16 protein-coding genes and 1 tRNA gene are annotated in these 18630 nt (G+C 65.3%); 14 read left to right on the top strand and 3 right to left on the bottom strand.

Annotation, left to right across the window (positions count from 1 at the left end):
- The first annotated feature begins 3 nt into the window (after positions 1-3).
- The 7 genes from CCUG20998_RS00160 to CCUG20998_RS00130 all read left to right on the top strand — a co-directional run bounded on the left by CCUG20998_RS00160 (position 4) and on the right by CCUG20998_RS00130 (position 6776).
- Entirely contained in the window at positions 4-771 is a 768-nt protein-coding gene (locus tag CCUG20998_RS00160) for an SDR family NAD(P)-dependent oxidoreductase (RefSeq protein ID WP_020731201.1), read from the top strand.
- Positions 772-1102: 331 nt separating this feature from the next.
- The gene (locus CCUG20998_RS00155; protein ID WP_050674459.1) at positions 1103-1351 is read left to right on the top strand and encodes a hypothetical protein; all 249 of its coding nucleotides are present in this window, start codon (positions 1103-1105) and stop codon (positions 1349-1351) included.
- Positions 1352-2587 carry a hypothetical protein gene (locus CCUG20998_RS28255; protein WP_020731200.1) on the top strand — a complete coding sequence of 412 codons (1236 nt, stop codon included), beginning with the start codon at positions 1352-1354 and terminating at the stop codon, positions 2585-2587.
- Between the two features lie 118 nt (positions 2588-2705).
- Positions 2706-3062 (top strand): hypothetical protein, encoded by a 357-nt coding sequence (locus tag CCUG20998_RS00145; RefSeq protein ID WP_020731199.1) that lies wholly within the window; start codon positions 2706-2708, stop codon positions 3060-3062.
- Positions 3055-3237, top strand: a complete 183-nt coding sequence (locus tag CCUG20998_RS00140; RefSeq protein WP_036456837.1) for a hypothetical protein — start codon at positions 3055-3057, stop codon at positions 3235-3237. Before CCUG20998_RS00145 ends, CCUG20998_RS00140 begins: the two co-directional genes overlap by 8 nt.
- Before the next feature lie 683 nt (positions 3238-3920).
- Positions 3921-5089, top strand: a protein-coding gene (locus CCUG20998_RS00135) for an IS3 family transposase (RefSeq protein WP_099052604.1) whose coding sequence is annotated in 2 segments (ribosomal slippage) — positions 3921-4205 and positions 4208-5089 — 1167 coding nt in all. Because the reading frame shifts where the segments join, the coding sequence is not laid out codon by codon here.
- Between the two features lie 508 nt (positions 5090-5597).
- A complete protein-coding gene (locus CCUG20998_RS00130; protein ID WP_036456834.1) occupies positions 5598-6776 on the top strand; it encodes an IS481 family transposase in 1179 nt (392 codons plus the stop codon).
- Positions 6777-6821: 45 nt separating this feature from the next.
- Here CCUG20998_RS00130 and CCUG20998_RS00125 read toward each other — a convergent pair.
- Positions 6822-6904, bottom strand: a tRNA-Leu gene (locus CCUG20998_RS00125).
- Between the two features lie 293 nt (positions 6905-7197).
- Between CCUG20998_RS00125 and CCUG20998_RS00120 the strand changes: the two genes are divergently transcribed.
- From CCUG20998_RS00120 to pknB, 7 genes are all read left to right on the top strand, one after another.
- The gene (locus tag CCUG20998_RS00120) at positions 7198-8838 is read left to right on the top strand and encodes a DUF3662 and FHA domain-containing protein (RefSeq protein ID WP_020731195.1); all 1641 of its coding nucleotides are present in this window, start codon (positions 7198-7200) and stop codon (positions 8836-8838) included.
- Positions 8839-8971: 133 nt separating this feature from the next.
- Complete coding sequence (locus tag CCUG20998_RS00115; protein WP_015353896.1) at positions 8972-9439, top strand: FHA domain-containing protein FhaB/FipA; 468 nt, start codon at positions 8972-8974, stop codon at positions 9437-9439.
- Positions 9436-10995 carry a PP2C family protein-serine/threonine phosphatase gene (locus CCUG20998_RS00110; RefSeq protein ID WP_020731194.1) on the top strand — a complete coding sequence of 520 codons (1560 nt, stop codon included), beginning with the start codon at positions 9436-9438 and terminating at the stop codon, positions 10993-10995. The genes CCUG20998_RS00115 and CCUG20998_RS00110 overlap by 4 nt, the downstream gene beginning before the upstream one ends.
- Positions 10992-12401: an FtsW/RodA/SpoVE family cell cycle protein gene (locus CCUG20998_RS00105; protein ID WP_012392026.1), complete on the top strand. Its 1410-nt coding sequence runs from the start codon at positions 10992-10994 to the stop codon at positions 12399-12401. The genes CCUG20998_RS00110 and CCUG20998_RS00105 overlap by 4 nt, the downstream gene beginning before the upstream one ends.
- Positions 12398-13873, top strand: a complete 1476-nt coding sequence (pbpA, locus tag CCUG20998_RS00100; RefSeq protein ID WP_020731193.1) for a D,D-transpeptidase PbpA — start codon at positions 12398-12400, stop codon at positions 13871-13873. Before CCUG20998_RS00105 ends, pbpA begins: the two co-directional genes overlap by 4 nt.
- Positions 13870-15228, top strand: a complete 1359-nt coding sequence (locus CCUG20998_RS00095; RefSeq protein ID WP_038578150.1) for a serine/threonine-protein kinase — start codon at positions 13870-13872, stop codon at positions 15226-15228. The genes pbpA and CCUG20998_RS00095 overlap by 4 nt, the downstream gene beginning before the upstream one ends.
- Positions 15225-17105: a Stk1 family PASTA domain-containing Ser/Thr kinase gene (gene pknB, locus CCUG20998_RS00090; protein ID WP_020731191.1), complete on the top strand. Its 1881-nt coding sequence runs from the start codon at positions 15225-15227 to the stop codon at positions 17103-17105. Before CCUG20998_RS00095 ends, pknB begins: the two co-directional genes overlap by 4 nt.
- Here pknB and CCUG20998_RS00085 read toward each other — a convergent pair.
- Complete coding sequence (locus CCUG20998_RS00085; protein ID WP_012392022.1) at positions 17083-17769, bottom strand: aminodeoxychorismate/anthranilate synthase component II; 687 nt, start codon at positions 17767-17769, stop codon at positions 17083-17085. The genes pknB and CCUG20998_RS00085 overlap by 23 nt on opposite strands.
- Before the next feature lie 37 nt (positions 17770-17806).
- Entirely contained in the window at positions 17807-18550 is a 744-nt protein-coding gene (locus tag CCUG20998_RS00080; protein ID WP_015353890.1) for a DUF881 domain-containing protein, read from the bottom strand.
- Positions 18551-18630: the final 80 nt, after the last annotated feature.

The raw sequence follows: 18630 nt of genomic DNA, 5'->3' as shown, positions 1-18630 counted from the left end.
AGAGTGCGCGTCGAGTCAGCAACGTTCTTGATTGTCGGCGGCTCATCCGGAATCGGTCGCAGCGTCGCGGAGCGGGCTGCGCGCCGGGGCGCCACCGTGGCGGTGACGGCCCGGCGTACCGACCGGCTGGCCAGCCTCGCCGCGACCATCGCGGAGATGGGTGGCAGCTGTTCGATCCACCCGGCCGATGCCACCGATCCGGTTGCCGCACAGTCGGTTGTCGCCGACGTACTCGAGCGCCACGGCAAGATCGATGTGGTATTGCTCAATGCCGGCGGTGCTCCTGCGCTTGATCTGACCCGGCTTGACGCTGCTGACATCACAAGCGTCATGGACGCCAACTACGACGTCGCGGTCAACTACCTCGTTCCGGTGTTGCGGCACATGACCGAGCGCGGGACCGGCGTGATCGCACACACCAACTCGTTGGCCGGTTGGTACGCCGTACCGCTGCAGGGGCCTTACTCGGCGGCGAAGGCCGCATTGAGGGTGCTGTTCGACGCCTATCGGATTGAGTATGCCGGCAGCGGTGTGCGATTTGTGTCGATCTATCCGGGATTCGTTGCCACGGAGGCCACCGAGGGTGACGGAATGCCCGCACCCGGCGAAATCTCTGAACAGGAAGCTGCAGAGCACGTTCTACGCGCACTATCTTCTGGCCGAGAGTCCTATTCGTTCCCGCGAGCCATGAGCACACTCGTCGGTCTGGGTCGGTTGCTTCCGACAACGTTGCGCCGCAGAGTGATCAAGAAGGTCGTCACCTCGGCGTAGGTACCGCGACCGCGGTCGTTGGAATCGAGCTGTGGGCCGACCATCACGACGAGCCCCAACGCTGGGCCCGGTTTGCGACAACTGGCTTTGAACCACGCCAAACCCGGATATCTTTCTGCCCGCAAGGATCTGCTCACTGCCGAACCTCTAGAACTGAGACAGGCAAGTAGGAATCCGAATTGGGTAAGAATCTCTGTCGGGACTGCTGGTCTGCTCGACCGCAGGCGTCAACGTCGCTTACGTCCTTCGGCGGTTTTGGCGATGGGTTGGGTGGTACAGGCTGGGGCAGCCTGAATAGCCCTCCACCTGGCCTCGATTTAGACTCGCGCAAGTGGGACCGGATGAACTGCAGGTAGTACTTGGTCAGGTAGGGGTCACGGCGGGTCAATGGCATGGCCTTGGTGCCCAACTCGCCGCCGGTACAACGCCGCCGGCGTTCGGCCCGCCATTCCGAGCCACTACGGCGGCGGTAAGTGGTATCAACGCAGCAATCGGCGGCGCGGCGGCGGCATTCGTCGGACGAACTCAAGCCACCGCCGCCGGTGAGATGGCCGCCGTGACGCAGGTGACGGTGGTATAGATGCCGGCCACCTTGTCGCAAATCCGGGCATGGAGCACCGAACACCTCGTAGATGCGGCCGGCTTCTGGACCAAGACCGCCGATCAGTGGGAAGACGTGTTCCTGCAGATGCGCAACCAGTCCTATGCCATCGCATGGCAAGGCGCCGGCGGTGACGCACTGCGGGAACGAACCAGCGCCGACCTGCCCATCGTCAGCGCAAAAGCCGACCAGCTACGCCAGGCAGCAATGATTGCACGCAACGGCGTCAGCGACATCAGCGCAGCACAACGAAGAGTCCTGTATGCCGTCGAGGACGCCCAGAACGCGGGATTCACTGTCGGAGAAGACTTATCCGTCACCGACACCCGTACTAGCGCTACGGCCGCAGAGCAGGCCACTCGTCAAGCACAGGCAGAAGGATTCGCAGGTGACATCCGTACTCGCGCCATACAACTAGCGGGGGCAGATCTAAAAGTTGCGGGTGAGCTGACCACCGCCACGGCTCATCTGGGAACCGTCGTGTTTACGCCATCACCGAATCCGTCGGTGGATCAGCATGGTGATGGGGATCGTCGATCTACCCGTGATGACGAGGGCAACATTCGTGCCGTTGACTACGTCACTGGGGATGAAGTGCCCCAACGGCCACCGGAGGGGCCGGTGGCGCCGTTGCCGGACCCGTCGGCCACCCGATGGAACGGCCCGCCACCGGCGGGTGAAGCCGAAAAGACCGGCTACTGGGGGGTTGACCTCAGCCGTCCGTCCCCGGACGGTAGCGCGCTACCCGCTCCGGCGCCCTACCGGTCTGCCCCACCTCCGTGCTCGTTCCTCGAGGGTGCCCCGTCAGGGGTGCTCACCGTGAATGGGCAGTCCGCGCAGTACAACGACGGCGTCGGCTTCGAGATGCAGAACGCCTACAAGTTCCGCATCTCTGGCACGGAGTTCACTGGTCAAACGCAAATGGTGCAGCTCGGCGACACGTGGTATCAAGCCCAGTGGCAAAACTACTCATACGAGATGAACAAAATTCCGGTCATTTCTGGGTCTGGGCAGATTCCGGCGCTGCAACTGCCGATCATGAGCGAGGCCAACCAATGGACGCCGGTGAGCCTCGGCCAGATCGTGCAGGAAAGTGGCATGTATCCAAGCGGCACCTTCTACCTACCAAACGCCTTCGGGGATCCCCTGCACGTCGTCGGCGGGACGCTCGAACTTGACACCCCGGTCGTTCCGGTCATGACTAGTGGCAGTTAGCAGACGCGCCGCGATCGGCGGCTTGGTGACGGCACTAGTCATCTGCATAGGAGCAGCGTCGTGGCTACTGCTGCAACATAATTCGACCAAAGCTGCGGACTGCCGCACCGTTCACGACATGCTGACGTACTCGACCAGCGACGTGCAGCAACTGACCGCATTGACGCTGGCCAACCCAGACGATCCGCAGGTAGCGATCACCGCATACAGCAAGCGTGTGCAGACTATGAGGGACTATGCCAACAACATCGATGAGGCAGGCCTACGGGGGAAAGCTCTGCACCTGGTCGACCTGGACGCGACTATTGTTGAATTATGGAGTCAGACCGTAAGCCACCCGCCGCCGACCGGCATCGATCAGGGCCAGATAAGTAACGTTGAAGAGCAATTCGTGCAGGCCTACCAGCGCTACAACGATGAACACGATCGCACCGCTGCCGAGCTGCTAGCCGAATGCCCGAGGCAGGATGACTGAAATTGTTGCCGCCGTTGGCTGTTTCATGCTGATGGCCTTGTTTATTGCGGCCTCTCTCTGGTACTTCAAACGGATCCGCGACGGCCGCGCCGACCCGGTTATCAACCCGAGCTGGCCGACCATCATGCGACCAACCAGCCCGCCCCCACCGTTGCACGATCCCGACACCGATTGAGACACACCGAGCAGGAACCTCCTGACGAATGACCGCCCGGCGATAGCCGCAGGATGGTATGCAGCCACTTCTGCGCATTGTTACGTCGCTTGCGTCCGGCGGCCGGGGTGTCGAGGTGTTCCTCTGAAACGAGGCATCCCGGATTAGCCAAGCCGGTCGATTTCATCGCCGGTATCGATGCACCGGGTAGGTCCCTGGGGCACCGCCACGGTGGGGACACTGTGTGAACAACTCCGACGCAGACGTGCGCGCTGGCCAAGCCGCGTAGGCGAATCGGGCGTTGGTCATGTTTCAGCCGCGCTAGATAGGGCTCGGCACTCTGCCCTGCAACGTACTGCGGACCAGCTGCCGGACTGGCGCAGAAAAAGGCCGCGCCCAGAAATCTGGATCGGGGCGTTCTACCTGCGGTCACACGAGTCGGACTCCTGCAATGAGATCTTCAGCTCACAGTTTTGAGGCGCCCGGTAGCCACCCGTGCGTGCCAAGTATCGAGCACAAACTCTGTGACGGTGACCGTTGCATTGAGCGCCAATCGAGCGTGCCGGTGGTTTCTGGGGGCGGTCGCAACACTTCTCTAGGTTCTGGAGGTTGTGTTGTCATCGTCTCGTCGTGTGGGTCTGCTGCATGAATAGGTGACATCTGATGTGTCTAGTCCTGCGGGGCTGGGCTGGAAGGATGTCACTGTGTCTAAGCCGTACCCTCAGGAGTTCCGCGACGACGTTGTCCGGGTCGCCCGCAACCGTGATCCCGAGGTTCCGTTGGAGCAGATTGCCTCGGATTTCGGGATCCACTACACGACGCTGTACGGGTGGCTGAAGAAGGCCGATGTCGACGACGGTAAGCGGGCCGGGACGACCACCAGCGAATCAGCCGAACTGCGGGAAGCGCGTAAGCGAATTCGTTTGCTAGAGCAGGAAAATGAAGTGCTGCGCCGGGCGGCGGCCTATCTCTCGCAGGCGCATCTTCCGGGAAAATGATCTACCCGCTCGTCCCTGAGTTGGCCGCCGACGGTATCCCCGTCACGGTGACGTGCCGGGTCCTCAACATCGCTCGCGCGCCCTACTACCGCTGGCTCGACCAACCCGTGACCGACACCGAGTGGAACCGGGCGCATCTGGCCAACGCCCTGTTCGACGCCCACCGCGACGACCCGGAATTCGGCTACCGGTTTCTGGCCGATGAAGCCAAGGCCGCCGGGTTCTGTGTAGCGGAGCGCACGGTGTGGCGGATCTGCAGCGCCAACGGCTGGTTCAGCGTCTTCGGCAAGAAGAAACGCGGGAAGAAGGCCAAAGTGGGGGCTCCGGCGCATGACGATCTCGTGCGCCGGGACTTCACCGCCGCGGGCCCCAACCAGCTGTGGCTGTCCGACATCACCGAGCACCCGACCCGGGAAGGCAAGCTCTACCTGTGCGCGATCAAGGACGTGTGGTCCAACCGCATCGTCGGCTATTCGATGGCTGAGCGGATGGAATCCTCCATCGCTGTTGCCGCACTCGATTCCGCGGTTGCTCGCCGCGCCGCGAAGGTGGCCGGCTGTGTGCTACACAGCGACCGCGGTAGTCAATTTCGGTCAAGGGAGTTGCAGCAGAGCCTGTTTCGTCACCGCATGCTTGGCTCGATGGGCCAAGTGGGCTCGGCCGGCGACAACGCCGCCATGGAGTCCTTCTTCTCGCTGCTGCAGAAAAACGTCCTGAACCGCCGAACCTGGGACACCCGCGAACAGCTGAGGATCGCGATCATCACCTGGATCGAACGCACCTACCATCGTCGTCGCCGTCAGACAGCACTCGGCCGATTGACGCCCATCGAATTCGAGACCATCATGACCCAGACCGCCGAACAGGCGGCCTAACCGCTGTCACCTATCTGTGCAGCAGACCCATCCATAGAAGACATGGGAGGGGCAACGATCTCGACAACGTGACCTGCCTCGCCGTGCGGTGCCCTACTGCGTCGTGGTCGTGACCGGGCGATCCTGGGCGTCGCTCATCGACGCAGCCAAGGTTGGCAACCGCTTCGCCACTCTGGTCACCCCTCGGCTACAGGACGACGTGGAACGCCTAACCGTTTCCTGACTATGAACTTTCCTGACTATGAACTGCACTACCAACCCACGCGGGATATAGCGACGGAAGTCCCTGACCACATCGAAACGGCCTTCGTCGACGAGGAACCCACCAAACACAAAGGTCACGGACCCAAATGAGTTCGTGACCTTTGTGTCTACGGTTCATCGAACCGCTCACTGCTGTGGGCGAAGGGGTGTGTGAGTTCACGACATAGGTGACACATGAGTCGCGTCATGGGTGACACCTGGACAAACGGGCGATGAGTCGCGTCATAGGTGACAGTCATGACTCATGCCCAAAGCCCGTGTGGTCGTCCTAGAAGTCACTAGCGGCCGACTGTCGGTGACCGCGGCAGCTCGTGTCTATGGGCTGTCTCGACAACACATCTACCGTCTAGTCGCGCGCTACCGCCAGGGCGGCCTAGAGGCAGTCGACCCGCGCTCACGCAGGCCTGCCAGCAACCCCCGCGCGGTCAGCGACCCAATCATCATCGCGATCGTCGAGCTGCGCGAGAAACTCGTCGCCGACGGACTCGATGCCGGCCCACTGACCCTGCAAGAACACCTGGCCCGCCGCGGCCTGGCAGTGCCATCAACCTCCACCATCCGACGCATACTGGGTCACCACGACCTGATCACCCCCCAACCACGCAAGCGACCCAAAAGCTCCTACCACCGCTTCGCCGCCGAACAGCCCAACGAATGCTGGCAATCCGACTTCACCCACTGGACCCTGGCCAACGGCACCGATGTCGAGATCCTCAACTGGCTCGACGACCACTCCCGCTACCTGCTGGGCTGCACCGCCTACTCTCGAGTCAGCGGCCCCGACGTCGTAGCCAGCTTCACCACCACCGCCGCCGAATACGGCCTGCCCGCCTCCACCCTCACCGACAACGGGGCCGTCTACACCTCCCGATTCACCCACGGCCACAACGACTTCGAACGCCTACTAGCCAGCCTGGGCATCACCCAAAAGAACGGGCACCCCGGCCACCCCCAAACCCAAGGCAAAATCGAACGCTTCCACCAAACCCTCAAACGCTGGCTAGCCGCCCGACCACTACCCGCCACCCCGAACGAACTGCAGACCCTGCTCGACACCTTCCGCACCATCTACAACACCCAACGACCCCACCGCGCCCACCCCGGCGCCATCACCCCCGAACAGGCCTACCAGGCACGCCCCAAAGCCCGCCCCACCGGCCAACCAAACGCACACTTCCGCATCCGCCATGACACCGTCGACCAATTCGGCAAACTCACCCTGCGCCACGCCAGCCGCCTGCACCACCTCGGCATCGGACGCGCCCACGCCCACACCCCAGTACTCATCCTGGTCGCCACCAGCACTGTGACCGTCCTCAGCAAAACCGGCCACCACGTCCTGAGCAGCCACACCATCAACCCCGACAAAAACTACTGGCGCAACCAACAGAAAAACCCCGGCCGATGGCCGGGGAATCTGTAACCCATCACGCGACATCTGTAACCGATGACGCGACTCATCACACTGTGGGCGAAGGGGGACTTGAACCCCCACGTCCCGAAGGACACTGGCACCTGAAGCCAGCGCGTCTGCCATTCCGCCACTCGCCCAAACGACCGGAGGACCATATCACTTTAGTAGGCCCGAACCCCAACCGCTGCCAACGGGGTGGGGCCGGGGGCAGCCCCGGGAACCCCCGCCGAGCCGCAGTTCGACCCCAGCGGCCCTGGTACACGGACCAACTTCTGGGTCTCTGAAGTGTCTCGATGTGATTCTCAGGGTTCTCACGGTGCCCCAGGGTCACGGTGTCCCGATAGCATGGTCTGTTGACCACGACCCGCGGGTGAGTCGTTTGCCTTGCGCCAACGATGGACCACAACACAGTGAGGCGAGCGCTGAAGAGATGGGTAGCCAGAAAGGGCTAGTTCAGCGCATCGAGCGCAAACTCGAGTCGACGGTGGGGGACGCATTTGCCCGGATGTTCGGCGGATCGATCGTCCCGCAAGAGGTCGAAGCCCTGTTGCGACGGGAAGCGGCCGACGGCGTGCGCTCCCTGCCGGGAAATCGCCTTTTGGCCCCCAACGAATACATCATTACCCTCAGTGTGCACGACGCTGAGGAATTGGGCGCCGATCCACACCTCACGTCGAGCGAATTTGCTCGGTACTTGGCGGACTACATCCATGAACAGGGGTGGCAAACTTATGGTGATGTGGTCGTCCGGTTCGAGCAGTCATCGAGCCTGCATACTGGCCAGTTCCGCGCCCGCGGGGCTGTTAACCCCGACGTCGAGCCCCGCCCGACAGTCAACGATTCCGCCCAGCCACAATCGAACGATGCGTTTGGCGCAGAACCAGGAGTACCACCAATGACTGACAACTCGAGCTACCGCGGCGGTCAGGGGCAGGGGCGGCCCGACGAGTACTACGACGAGCGTTACGCCCGTCCGCAAGAAGACCCGCGCGGCGGTCCGCACGGCGGACCCGACCCACGTGGCGGATACCCGCCGGAGGCCGGGGGTTACCCGCCTCAGCCCGGGTACCCGCCGCCACGCCCGCAAGACCAGGGCGGCTACCCGGAACAGGGCGGCTACCCCGAGCAGGGCGGCTACCCCGACCAGCGCGGCTACCAAGACCAGCGCGGCTACCCCGACCAGCGCGGCTACCCCGAGCAGGGCGGTTACCCCGACCAACGCGGTTACCCCGAGCAGGGTGGCTACCCGCCGTCGTATGAGCAGCGTCCGCCCGCGCCCGGAGGTTACGGCGCCCAGGGCTACGACCAGGGTTACCGCCAGGGTGGCGGCTACGGCCAACCGCCGGGCGGTCAGCCCGGATACGGGGGCTACGGCGAATACGGCCGCGAGCCCGCACGCCAGGACGAGGGCGCCTATTCAGCGCCCGCGGCTCCGTCGGCACCCCCTGAGGCGCAGCGCCCGGGCTACCCCGACCAGGGCGGCGGCTACGACCAGGGCTACCAGCAGGGCGGCGCCGGGTACGGCCGGCCCGAGTATGGCCAGGGCGACTACACCCAATACGCCGACACGTCCTCCCCGGGCGGCTACCCGCCGCAGGGCGCCGGATACGCCGACCCGGCCGGTCGCGACTACGAGTACGGCCAAGCGGCGGCCCCCGACTACGGTCAGGCCCCATCCGACTACGGCCAGGCCCCATCCGACTACGGTCAGGCACCGCCCGAGTACGGCCAGCCGGCCGGCGGCGGTTACGGCGGTTACGGACAGAGCGGCTACGGGGCTGCCGGATCTTCGGTGATCCTGCAGCTCGACGATGGAAGCGGACGCACGTACCAGCTCCGCGACGGGTCCAACATCATCGGCCGCGGGCAGGACGCGCAGTTCCGGTTGCCCGACACCGGGGTGTCACGTCGCCATCTGGAGATCCGCTGGGATGGACAGGTTGCGCTGCTGGCGGACCTGAACTCGACGAACGGCACCACCGTCAACAACGCGCCCGTGCAGGAGTGGCAGTTGGCCGACGGCGATGTGATTCGCTTGGGCCATTCCGAGATAATCGTCCGCATCCACTGACCCTCTGGGCTCACAGCTGCCGTGCTTTACTCCGCACCGACCGCCGTCCAAGTATCGTGACCTTGCTGATGTGCTCGGCACCGGCGTGGGGTGGGCAGTGCCAGGACGGATGCCAGGACGGAAAGGACGCCAGATGCAGGGGTTAGTACTGCAACTGACGCGTGCCGGTTTTTTGATGCTGCTGTGGCTTTTCATCTGGTCGGTGTTGCGGATCCTGCGGACCGATATCTACGCACCGACCGGTGCCGTCATGGTGCGCCGCGGTCTGGCGTTGCGCGGGACGCTCTTACCGTCGCGGCGGCGCGGGCAGTCGGCACGCTATCTCGTAGTGACCGAGGGGGCGCTGACCGGCGCCCGCATAACTTTGAGTGGACAGCCGGTATTGATTGGACGCGCGGACGACTCGACCCTGGTGTTGACTGACGACTACGCCTCGACGCGCCACGCCAGGCTTTCCCAACGAGGATCGGAGTGGTACGTCGAGGACTTAGGATCGACCAACGGTACTTACCTTGACAGGGCGAAGGTGACGACTGCGGTACGAGTTCCCATGGGAACGCCGGTGCGAATCGGCAAGACGGCAATCGAGTTGCGCCCGTGACCCTAGTCTTGCGCTACGCCGCCCGCAGTGATCGCGGCCTGGTACGCGCCAATAACGAGGACTCCGTGTATGCCGGGGCACGCCTGTTGGCGCTGGCCGACGGCATGGGCGGCCACGCCGCCGGGGAAGTGGCATCCCAGTTGGTCATCGCCGCGCTGGCACATCTGGACGACGATGAGCCCGGCGGCGACCTGCTGGCCAAGCTGGATGCCGCGGTGCGCTCCGGCAACTCGGCTATCGCCGCCCAAGTCGAGATGGAACCCGAGCTCGAAGGCATGGGGACCACACTCACCGCGATCCTGTTTGCCGGTAACCGACTGGGGCTGGTGCACATCGGTGACTCCCGCGGCTACCTGCTGCGCGACGGTGAGCTGACCCAGATCACCAAGGACGACACGTTTGTCCAGACGCTGGTGGACGAGGGGCGGATCACCGCGGAGGAGGCGCACAGCCACCCGCAGCGTTCGCTGATCATGCGTGCGCTGACCGGTCATGAGGTCGAGCCGACGTTGACCATGCGAGAAGCTCGCGCCGGCGACCGCTATCTGCTGTGCTCGGACGGCCTGTCGGACCCGGTGAGCGACGAAACCATCCATGAAGCGCTGCAGATTCCCGACGTCGCCGAAAGCGCCTACCGTCTCATCGAGCTGGCCCTACGCGGGGGCGGTCCCGACAACGTCACGGTCGTGGTGGCCGACGTCGTCGACTACGAATACGGACAAACCCAGCCGATCCTGGCCGGCGCGGTCTCCGGTGATGACGACCAGCTGACCCTGCCCAACACCGCCGCAGGACGGGCTTCGGCGATAACCGCCCGCAAAGAGGCGGTCAAGCGGGTTCCGCCGCAAGTCGAGACCGTTCACCGGCCTCGCTGGTCATGGCGACGGATGGCGCTGGTCGCCACGCTGGTGGTGCTGCTGGTGGTGGCGGGCCTGTTCATCAGCCGCGCGGTGATCCGCAACAACTATTACGTCGCCGAATTCAACGGCACCGTATCGATCATGCGGGGCATTCAGGGGTCGTTTCTGGGCATGTCCCTGCACGAGCCGTATCTCATGGGCTGTCTGAACGCACGCAACGAGCTGTCCCAAATCAGCTATCAGCAATCCGGCGAGCATCTCGACTGCAATCTGATGAAGTTGGACGACCTACGCCCACCCGAACGCGCACAGGTGCAGGCCGGCCTTCCCGCCGGCTCGCTCGACAACGCGATCGGGCAGTTGCGCGAGTTGGCCGCCAACTCGCTGCTGCCGCCCTGCCCCGCGCCGCGCGCCACCTCGCCGCCGGAATCATCTGCCCCGAGCACCGCCAGCGAGACACCCGGACAGCCCAGCGTCACCTCCTCACCAGCGTCGACGACCACCCCGACTCCCTCGGCCAGCACCACGCCGACCACGACTTCCGGAAGTACGGCAGCTACCAGCACCCCGCCCACGGGTACCTCGCCGGCGGCCCCGACGTCACCCACTCCGACGTCGACGACGAGTTCGCCGAACGTGACCGCACTCCCGCCACCCCCACCGCAGCCGGGCATTGACTGCCGGGCGGTGGCATGACGACCCAGCTGCAGCCACCGGTAACGGTGACGCCCCCGTTGCCGACCCGACGAAACGCCGAACTGCTGCTGTTGTGCTTCGCCGCGGTGATCACCATCGCTGCGCTATTCATCGTGGAAGCCAATCAAGACCGGGCCATCCATTGGGACCTAGCCAGCTACGGGCTGGCCTTCCTCACCCTGTTCGGCTTCGCTCACCTGGCGATCAGACGCTTCGCGCCGTTCACCGATCCGCTGCTGCTGCCGGTGGTGGCGCTGCTCAACGGACTAGGCCTGGTGATGATCCACCGGCTCGACCTCGTCGACAAGCAGATCGGCCACCGCGCACATCCCAGCGCAAACCAGCAGATGCTGTGGACTCTGGTCGGGGTGGCGTCGTTTGCGCTGGTGGTGACGTTTCTCAAGGACCATCGCCAGCTGGCGCGCTATGGCTACACGTGTGGTCTGGCGGGTCTGGTGTTGCTGGCGATCCCCGCGGTACTGCCCGCGGCCTTGTCTGAGGAAAACGGCTCCAAGATCTGGATTCGGTTGCCCGGCTTCTCCATCCAGCCCGCCGAGTTCTCCAAGATTCTGCTGCTGATCTTCTTTTCGGCGGTGCTGGTGGCCAAGCGCGGACTGTTCACCAGCGCCGGCAAGCACCTGATGGGCATGACCCTGCCGCGCCCGCGCGACCTCGCGCCGCTGCTGGCGGCCTGGGTGGCCTCGGTCGGTGTGATGGTCTTCGAAAAGGACCTCGGCACCTCGCTGCTGTTGTACGCGTCATTCCTGGTGGTGCTTTACCTGGCCACGCAACGCTTCAGTTGGGTCATCATCGGGCTGACACTGTTCACCGCCGGAAGCGTGGTCGCCTACTTCGTTTTCCACCACGTCCGCGTCCGGGTGCAGAACTGGCTGGACCCGTTCGCCGATCCCGACGGCACCGGCTACCAAATGGTGCAAGCCCTGTTCAGCTTCGCAACCGGCGGCATCTTCGGTACCGGTCTGGGCAACGGACAGCCCGACACCGTGCCCGCGGCGTCGACCGACTTCATCATCGCCGCGTTCGGGGAAGAGCTCGGGCTGGTGGGGCTGGCCGCCATCTTGATGCTCTACACCATCGTCATCATCCGCGGACTGCGTACGGCGATCGCCACCCGCGACAGCTTCGGCAAGCTCTTGGCCGCCGGTCTGGCATCAACGCTGGCCATCCAGCTGTTCATCGTCGTCGGCGGCGTCACCAAGCTCATCCCGCTGACCGGGTTGACCACACCATGGATGTCCTACGGCGGGTCGTCGCTGCTAGCCAACTACGTGCTGCTGGCCATCCTGGCGCGAATCTCCCACGGTGCCCGACGACCGTTGCGCACCCGCCCTCGAAATACGTCGTCCATCGCGGCGGCCGGCACTGAGGTGATCGAGCGGGTATGAACGCCTCTCTGCGCCGAATCTCGGTGACCGTGATGGCGTTGATCGTGCTACTACTGCTCAACGCCACGATGACCCAGGTCTTCACCGCCGACGGGTTACGAGCCGATCCCCGCAACCAGCGGGTGCTCCTCGACGAGTACTCCCGCCAGCGCGGCCAGATCACCGCCGGCGGCCAGCTGCTGGCCTACTCGGTGGCCACCGACAGCCGGTTCCGTTTCCTGCGGGTTTATCCCAACCCGGAGGTGTACGCGCCGGTGACGGGCTTCTACTCGCTGCGCTATTCCAGCACCGGCCTGGAGCGCGCCGAGGATCCGCTCCTCAACGGATCCGACCAGCGCCTGTTCGGTCGCCGGCTGGCCGACTTCTTCACCGGCCGCGACCCCCGTGGCGGCAACGTCGACACCACGATCAACCCCCGCATCCAGCAGGCCGGGTGGGACGCCATGCAGCAGGGCTGCGGCGGGCCCTGCAAGGGCGCGGTCGTCGCGCTGGAACCGTCGACCGGCAAGATCTTGGCGCTGGTCTCTTCGCCGTCGTATGACCCCAACCTGCTGGCGTCGCACGATCCGGAGGCACAGGCCGAAGCCTGGAAGGATTTGCGCGACGATCCCAGCTCCCCGCTGACCAACCGGGCAATTTCGGAAACGTATCCGCCCGGCTCGACCTTCAAGGTGATCACCACCGCCGCCGCATTGCAGGCCGGGGCCACCGAGAACGACCAGCTGACCGCCGCCGCCAACATTCCGCTGCCCGACAGCACGGCGACCCTGGAGAACTACGGCGGTGCCCCGTGTGGCAGCGGGCAGACCGTGTCGCTTCGCGAGGCGTTCGCCAAGTCCTGCAACACCGCGTTTGTGCAGTTGGGCATCTCGACCGGCGCGGCGGCTCTGCGCAGCATGGCACATGCCTTCGGGCTGGACACCCCACCGAGCGCGATACCCCTGCAGGTGGCCGAATCCACGGTCGGACCCATCCCGGACGCCGCCGCACTGGGCATGTCGAGCATCGGACAAAAGGACGTCGCGCTCACACCGCTGCAAAACGCGCAGATTGCCGCGACCATCGCCAACGGCGGCGTCGTGATGCGGCCCTACCTGGTCGACAGCCTCAAAGGGCCCGACCTGGCCAATATCAGCACCACCACACCACATCAGCAGCGCCGCGCGGTGTCACCGCAGGTCGCCGCTAAGCTAACAGAGCTGATGGTCGGCGCCGAGCAAGTCGCACAGCAGAAAGGGGCCATCCCCGGCGTGCAGATCGCATCCAAGACGGGTACCGCAGAGCACGGCACCGATCCCCGTCATACCCCACCTCACGCGTGGTATATCGCGTTTGCCCCCGCACAGGCTCCCAAAGTTGCTGTCGCGGTGCTGGTGGAAAATGGGGCCGATCGCCTTTCTGCGACCGGCGGCGCGCTCGCGGCCCCGATCGGGCGGGCCGTGATCGAGGCCGCGCTTCAGGGGGAACCATGAGCCCAAGAGTTGGTATGACGCTGTCTGGCAGGTATCGCCTGCAGCGGCTCATCGCCACCGGTGGCATGGGCCAGGTCTGGGAGGCGGTCGACAGCCGGTTGGGCCGGCGCGTCGCGGTCAAGGTCCTCAAACAGGAATTCTCGTCGGACCCCGAGTTCATCGAGCGGTTCCGCGCCGAGGCACGCACCACCGCGATGCTCAACCATCCCGGCATCGCCGCCGTGCACGACTACGGCGAAAGCCAGATGAACGGTGAGGGCCGCACCGCCTACCTGGTGATGGAGCTGGTCAACGGCGAACCGCTGAACTCCGTGCTCAAACGCACCGGGCGGCTATCGCTGCGGCACGCGCTGGACATGCTCGAGCAGACCGGGCGTGCCCTGCAGGTGGCCCACGCGGCCGGCCTGGTGCACCGCGACGTCAAGCCGGGCAACATCCTGATCACCCCCACCGGGCAGGTCAAGATCACCGACTTCGGTATCGCCAAGGCCGTCGATGCGGCACCGGTGACCCAGACCGGCATGGTGATGGGCACCGCCCAGTACATCGCGCCCGAGCAGGCGCTCGGCCAGGATGCCAGCCCGTCCAGCGACGTCTACTCGTTGGGAGTGGTTGGCTACGAAGCGGTTTCGGGCAAACGACCGTTCACCGGCGACGGAGCTCTGACGGTGGCGATGAAGCACATCAAGGAGCCGCCGCCGCCGTTGCCGGCCGAACTCCCGCCGAATGTGCGCGAGCTGATCGAGATCACGCTGGTCAAGAACCCCGGCCTGCGGTACCGCAGTGGGGGACCCTTCGCCGACGCTGTCGCCGCCGTGCGCGCCGGCCGGCGCCCGCCCCGACCCAGCCAATCACCACCCGCCGGCCGGGCTGCCCCGGCAGCCATCCCATCGAGCGCACCGGCGCGAATCGCGCCCGCCCCCGCCACCCGGACGACCACGCCGCGCCGAACCCGGCCCGCGACGGGCGGACACCGGCCGCCACCGGCCCGGCGTACCTTCTCCTCGGGCCAGCGCGCGTTGCTGTGGGCCGCCGGGGTGTTGGGCGCACTGGCGATCATCATCGCGGTGCTCATCGTCATCAATTCGCGGGCCGACAGCCAGCAACAGCCACCGCCGCCGACCGTCACCCAGACCACAACGGCCCACCAAACGCCGACCGGTCAGGGGCCGCGCCTTAATTGGACGGAAGGTAAAGCAATAGGGAATCCTGGACTGCAAAGCAACCAGCCTGACCTGGTCGACGATGCGGGCCGAAATCGCCCGATAGGGAACCGGGGCAGCGCAACCAGCTGGAATGTCACGGTAACGCCGCAGCATCTTGCGGCGCTGGCCCGATTTGAGATGCAGCGATGACCACCCCTCAGCACCTGTCCGACCGCTACGAACTGGGCGACATCCTCGGTTTCGGAGGCATGTCGGAGGTACACCTCGCCCGCGACCTGCGGCTACACCGCGACGTCGCGGTCAAGGTGCTGCGCGCTGACCTGGCTCGCGATCCCAGCTTCTATCTGCGCTTCCGGCGGGAGGCGCAAAACGCCGCCGCGCTCAATCACCCGGCGATTGTCGCGGTGTACGACACCGGCGAAGCCGAGACGCCGTCCGGACCGTTGCCCTACATCGTCATGGAGTACGTCAACGGGGTCACCCTGCGTGACATCGTGCACACCGACGGCCCGATGGCCCCCACGCGCGCCATCGAAATCATCGCGGACGCGTGCCAGGCACTGAACTTCAGCCATCAAAACGGCATCATTCACCGCGATGTCAAGCCGGCAAACATCATGATCAGCACCACCAATGCGGTCAAGGTGATGGACTTCGGCATCGCGCGCGCGATCGCCGACAGCGGCAACAGCGTCACCCAGACCGCGGCGGTCATCGGCACCGCGCAGTACCTGTCGCCCGAGCAGGCCCGCGGCGATTCGGTCGACGCACGATCCGACGTCTACTCGTTGGGATGCGTGCTCTACGAGATCCTGACCGGCGAGCCACCGTTCACCGGCGATTCCCCGGTCGCGGTCGCCTACCAGCATGTTCGGGAAGACCCCATCCCGCCGTCGGAACGCCACGAAGGGATCTCCGCCGAGCTGGACGCGGTGGTGCTCAAGGCCCTGGCCAAGAACCCGGACAACCGCTACCAGACCGCCGCGGAGATGCGCGCCGACCTGGTGCGGGTGCACAACGGCGAAGCGCCCGAGGCACCCAAAGTGCTGACCGGCGCCGAGCGGCGCTCCCTGACGGCGTCCTCGCCGTCCAGCCCGGCCGCCCCGCGCACCGACCCGCTGCCTCGCCAGACACTCGACGACACCGACCGGGACCGCAGCACGCCCTCGGTCGGCCGCTGGGTGGCCGTGGTGGCCGTGCTGGCCGTACTGACGATCGTCGTCACCATCGCCATCAACACGTTCGGCGGCAACACCCGCAACGTGCAAGTTCCCAATGTGCGGGGCCAAGCATCGGCGGATGCCATCGCTGCGCTGCAAAACCGTGGCTTCAAGACCCGCACCCTGCTCAAGCCGGACTCGACGATCCCACCCGACCACGTCATCGGTACCGACCCGGCCGCCAACGCCTCGGTGTCGGCCGGCGACCAGATCACCATCAACGTCTCCACCGGTCCCGAGCAGCGCGAGCTCCCCGACGTCTCCTCGATGACCTACGCCGAGGCCGTCAAGAAGCTGACCGCGGCGGGATTCGGCAGGTTCAAAGAGGCCAAGTCGCCCTCGACCCCCGAACTGATGGGCAAGGTCATCGGAACCAACCCGCCGGCCAACCAGACGTCGGCGATCACCAACGTCATCACGATCATCGTCGGCTCTGGCCCCGCGACCAAGCAGATTCCCGACGTCGCGGGCCAAAGTGTTGAGGAAGCCGAACAGAACCTCAACGTTTACGGGTTCACCAAGTTCAGTCAGGCATCGGTGGATAGCCCCAAGCCTGCCGGCAGCGTCATCGCCACCAATCCGCCGGCGGGCACCACGGTGCCGATCGATTCGGTGATCGAGCTACAGGTGTCCAAGGGCAATCAGTTCGTCATGCCCGACCTGTCCGGCATGTTCTGGACCGACGCCGAGCCGCGGTTGCGCGCGCTGGGCTGGACGGGATCACTGGACAAGGGGCCCGACGTGGACGCCGGCGGTTCCCAGCACAACCGGGTCGTGTATCAGAATCCGCCCGCCGGTGCCGGGGTGAACCGCGACGGCATTGTCACGCTGAAGTTCGGTCAGTAGTTCCGGCCTCCACCGGCAGGTGCGGTCGGATCGCGCTGGCGACCTCGTTTTCCAAACGTCGCACCAGTGTGTCGTCGCGCGCCCATCCGCAGTAGGCCAGCCAGTTGGCCAGCATCCGGTGCCCGCCCTCGGTCAGGATCGACTCGGGGTGGAACTGGACACCGTGAATCGGCAGCTCGGTGTGGCGAACTCCCATGATCACTCCGCTGCGGGTGTGCGCCGTGGCTTCCAGCTCGGCCGGCAGCGAGTCCGGCAGGATGGTCAGCGAGTGATAGCGGGTTGCCGTGAACGGGTCCGGAAGTCCTTGTAGTACGCCGACATTTGTGTGATAGACGCTGCTGGTCTTACCGTGCAGCAGCTCGGGCGCCCGATCGACGGTGGCGCCAAAGGCAACCCCGATGGCCTGGTGGCCCAGGCATACCCCCAACAGTGGCGTGCGCGCCGCCGCACACGCCCGGACCAAACTCACCGATGCGCCGGCTCGTTCCGGAGTGCCCGGGCCCGGGCTGAGCAGCACCCCATCGAATTGCGCCGCGATGGCGGCCTCGTCGGAGAGCCGCGGGTCGTCGTTTCGCCACACCTCGGCCCGCACACCCAACTGGCCCAGGTACTGGACCAGGTTGAACACGAAGCTGTCGTAGTTGTCGACGACCAGGATGGGCATCGTGACAGGTTACCGTCCGGCCCGAGTTCTGGTCGGCTCAGTAGCCCACCGGACCGAGCGGCTGCGCGTAGTGCATCCGGACCGGTTCGGAGTACCCGGCGACATTCACATCGGATTTGGCTTCCTCGCGGTAGCCCAAACCGAACCGCACCACATACTGCTTGTACAGGACCACCAGTGGCGCTGCCTCCAGCGCCGCTTGCATCGCGGCCGCATCACCGATCGCGGTAATGATGTAGGGCGGGCTGTAGGTGCGACCGTTGAGCAACAGGGTGTTGCCGACGCAGCGAACCACCGAGTTGGCGATGATGCGCTGGTCCTGCATCTGAATCGCCTCAGCGCCGGCACTCCACATCGCGTTGAGAACGGCGTCGATGTCTTGTTGGTGCACCACCAGGTCATCGGGGGAGGCGTCGCGCGGGAAGCGGCCGTTGGCGTCGCGCTGCGCGTCGTTGAGCGTGACCACCAGGCCCGGGCCGTGTGCCGGATCCATATCCGCCTCGCTGGCCAACTCGCGGGCTCGGCGCAGCATCGCCGTCAGGGCGGCATCAGAGGACCGCAGGTGGTTCGCGTCGATCCGCGCGGTGAGGGCATCGCGCTCAGCGCTGAGGCGGTTGACCGATGACTGCGACTGACGGACCAGGTCCACCAGTCGTGGTGCATCGCTGCGGCGGATTTCCGCGCCGCCGGAGACCCCGTGAGTGGCGGCCAGCAGCAGACCTGCCAGTAGGCACACCAGCGGAACGCCGAAGCGCCACGGCGAGCGGCGCTCATCGGTCATGCCGCCTCCATTTCCTGGTCACAGGGCCGGTTGGGTTAGTCTCGTGGCAAAGCTATGCCTAATGCTGCAACCGTAATCGT

The organism is Mycobacterium marinum, from assembly GCF_003391395.1.
GTDB classification, from domain to species: Bacteria; Actinomycetota; Actinomycetes; order Mycobacteriales; family Mycobacteriaceae; genus Mycobacterium; species Mycobacterium marinum.
Note: the sequence above shows the minus strand (reverse complement) of the source record. Positions and strands in the feature narration are given on the sequence as shown.